The 3,944-nt window shown below is 64.6% G+C and carries 1 protein-coding gene; it reads left to right on the top strand.

Translation table 11 applies throughout. From position 1 onward, the window contains the following. Window positions 1–63 precede the first annotated feature (63 nt). Window positions 64–3,944, top strand: a 3,881-nt coding sequence (locus TSA1_RS38630) for a type I polyketide synthase (RefSeq protein WP_145984448.1), incomplete at its 3' end; no start/stop codon positions are given.

Raw genomic sequence — 3,944 nt, forward strand, 5'->3', positions numbered from 1 at the left:
CCGCTGACGACGAAGGTGTGGGCTGTCGCGCGCCATAGCCGGTCGAGTGGGCCGGACAGTGGCGTGCACAAGCTGGACATCGATGTGGCGAACGAGCAGGGCGAGGTGTGCGTTCGCCTGCGCGGCTTCAGCTGCCGGGTGGTTCAAGGCGAGTTGGACGCAACCGGCACCCTGCTGCAACACCCGCAATGGATCGCGCAACCGGTGGCGGGCGAGGCGACCGTGCCGTCGTACTCGCAGCACGTCGTGGTGCTGTGCGGGGTCCGCGATCGAGCGATGGACGGTCTGCAGGACGTCAGATGCCTGAGCGCCTTGCCGCCGGAGGTCTCGATCGCAGATGGCTTTGCGCACTATGCCCAGCAGGTGCTGGAGGTGCTGCAACGGATCATGGATGCCAAGGTCAGCACGCCGGTGCTGATCCAGGTGGTGGTGCCTGCGCAAGATGATCAAGAGATGCTGCAGGGGCTGTCGGGGTTGCTCAAGACGGCGCGCCTGGAGAACCCGAATGTGCTGGGTCAGGTGATCGGCATCGATCGGCAAGCCGATGATCGCCTGATCGACGTGCTGCGAGAGAACAGCCTGAGCCCGGGGGATCAGCAGGTCCGCTATCGGCAGGGCGTTCGCTTCGTGTCGGGTTGGGCGGACTTGCAGCTCGATGGGGGCAGCAAGTTGCCGTGGAAGGATGGCGGCGTCTATCTGATCACAGGGGGCATGGGGGGGCTGGGCCGAGTGTTTGCCCGCGAGATCACCCGGCAGGTGCAAGATGCGACGCTGGTGCTGACCGGACGCTCGCCGCTCGGTATCGATCAGGAGGCGTGCTTGCGCGAGCTGCAAGCGCCGGCAGGACGCGTCGAGTACCTGCAGGTCGACGTCTCCAGCAAGCAGGCCGTGGATGGGCTCGTGCAAGACATCCAGGGCCGGTTTGGGCGTTTGGACGGGATCATCCACAGCGCGGGAGTGATCCGCGACAGCTTCCTGATGAAGAAGACCGCCGAGGAGACGGGCGAGGTGCTGGCGTCCAAGGTGCACGGGCTGGTGCATCTGGATGAGGCCAGCAAGGATATCGCTCTCGATTGCTTCATCTGCTTCTCCTCGATCGCGGGGGCGCACGGCAATGTGGGGCAGGCGGACTATGCGGCCGCCAATGCCTTCATGGACGCCTACGCGGGATACCGTAACGGCCTGGTCGCGGCCGGTCAGCGGCACGGGCGAACGCTCTCGATCAACTGGCCGCTGTGGGCGGAAGGAGGAATGCAGGTCGACGCGATGACCCGGCGAGCGATGCTGCAGAAGATGGGCATGGTGCCGATGCAGACCAGCGCGGGGATCAAGGCGTTGTACCAGGCGTTTGGCAGCGCGCAGGACCAGGTGCTGGTGGTGCAAGGGCATATCGAGCAGGTCAAGCAGATGCTGCTGCCGCCCGCGACGGTTGTCGCGCGACCAGCAATGGTTCCCCAGGCGACGATTGCCGTGGCCGAGAGCAATGATGGGCTCGAGAGCAAGGCGCTTGCCTATATCAAGGGCTTGCTAGCCTCCGCGCTCAAGCTGCCGATCAGCCAGATCGAGACCGATGCCCCGATGGACAAATACGGGATCGATTCGGTGATGGTCATGGAGCTGACCGAAGGGCTGGAGAAGGTCTTTGGTTCGCTGTCGAAGACGTTGTTCTTCGAGTATCAGACGATACAGGCTCTGACGGAGTACTTTGTTCAGGCCCATCGACCGCAACTGGTTGCGCTCGTTGGTGCGGACGCGCCGCCCGCCAGGGCGGAAGTTACCGTACGCGGCAAGCTCGAGGTGCCGCCGCGAACGCCACCAGTGTCGAAGCCAAATGGTCGCAAGCGCTTCGCGCAGCCGCAGGCGGCCATGGCCTCTACGTCACTGATGGAAGACATCGCCATCGTCGGGATCTCGGGACGTTACCCGCAGGCCAACGATCTGCAGACGTTCTGGGCCAATCTGAGCAGCGGCAAGGACAGCATCACCGAGATCCCGCTGCAGCGATGGGATCACAGCCAGTACTTCGACAGCGACCGCAACAAGCCCGGCAAGACGTACAGCAAATGGGGCGGGTTCATCGACGGCGTGGATCAGTTCGATCCCTTGTTCTTCAACATCTCGCCGCGTGAGGCGGAGTTCCTGGATCCGCAGGAACGGCTGTTCCTGCAATGCGTGCACGGTGCTCTGGAGGATGCCGGCTATACCGGTCAGAGCATCCTGGGGACGGCGGGACCGCGGGACGTCGCGGTGTATGTGGGCGTAATGTACGAGGAGTACCAGCTCTACGGAGCGCAAGAGCAGGCGCGGGGCAAGCCGATCGCACTGACCGGTATCGCGGCTTCGATCGCCAACAGAGTGTCGTACGTCTTCAATCTGCACGGCCCGAGCATGGCTGTGGACACCATGTGCTCGTCGTCGCTCACCGCCATCCACCTGGCCTGCCAGGCGCTGCAACACAATGGCTGCGAGGCGGCGATCGCCGGGGGCGTCAATGTATCGGTTCATCCGAACAAGTATCTGGCTCTGGCGCAAGGCAAGTTCGTCTCCAGCAAGGGGCGATGCGAGAGCTTTGGCCAGGGAGGCGACGGATATGTCCCCGGCGAAGGCGTCGGCGCCGTTCTGCTCAAGCGCAAATCCAGAGCGATTGCCGATGGTGATCACATCTATGGTGTGATCAAGGGCAGCATGGTGAACGCCGGCGGCAAGACCAACGGCTACTCGGTGCCGAACCCGAACGCCCAGGCCGATGTGATCCGCCGGGCGATCAAGCAGGCTGGGGTCGATCCGCGCACGATCAGCTACATCGAGGCGCATGGCACCGGCACGGCACTCGGCGACCCGATCGAGATTGCGGGCTTGAGCAAGGCGTTCCGTGAGTCCACGTCGGACACGCAGTTCTGCTCGATCGGTTCGGTGAAGTCGAACATCGGCCACTGCGAGAGCGCCGCGGGCATGGCGGCGCTGACCAAGGTGCTGCTGCAGATGAAGCACGGCCAGCTGGTGCCGAGCCTGCACTCCGAGCAGTTGAACCCGAACATCGACTTCGCCAGCAGCCCGTTCAGGGTGCAGCAGACGCTGCAGGAGTGGGCGCGGCCGGTCGTGACGGTCGATGGGCGGACCCGGGAGTATCCGCGGCGGGCCGGCATCTCGTCGTTCGGGGCGGGAGGGGCCAACGCGCATGTGGTGCTGGAAGAGTACGTGGCGCCGCAGGCGGAACGGGTGGCGGCGACGGCTCAGGACCCGGCCTTGATCGTGCTGTCGGCGAAGAACGATGAGCGGCTGAGGGAGCGGGTGCAGCAGCTGCTGCAATGGTTGCGGCAACGCGAGCTGACGCCGCAGGACCTGGCGGACGTGGCCTACACGCTCCAGGTCGGTCGCGAGGCAATGGATGCCCGGGTGGCGATGATCGTTGGCTCGGCCGGACAGCTGCAAGACAAGCTGCAGGCCTATCTGGACGAGACCCCTCACATCGACGAGCTCTACCGGGGCGAGGTCAAGCGCAACAAGGAGGCGATGGCGCTGTTTGCGGCCGACGAGGACATGGCGGTGACCATCGACGCCTGGATCAGCAAGGGCAAGCACGCCAAGGTGCTCGAGCTGTGGGTCAAGGGGCTGACGCTGGACTGGCACAAACTCTATGCCCAGCGCACGCCCCGGCGCGTCAGCCTGCCGACCTACCCCTTCGCAAAAGAACGATATTGGGTTCCCCAGACGGAGGTCCGCAGCCCGCATCAGATTGCCGATCACCAAGACGCATTCGTTGCGCACCCGCTGGTGCAGCGGAACACGTCTGATCTTGGCGAGCAGCGTTATACGTCGCGGTTCACGGGCCGGGAGTTTTTCCTGCAGGACCATCAGGTGCATGGTCAGCGGGTGCTGCCGGGCGTGGCTCATCTGGAGATGGCGCGGGCGGCGGTGCGGCTCGCCGCGGGCGATCAGTCCGG

Source organism: Bradyrhizobium nitroreducens, assembly GCF_002776695.1.
GTDB classification, from domain to species: domain Bacteria; phylum Pseudomonadota; class Alphaproteobacteria; order Rhizobiales; family Xanthobacteraceae; genus Bradyrhizobium; species Bradyrhizobium nitroreducens.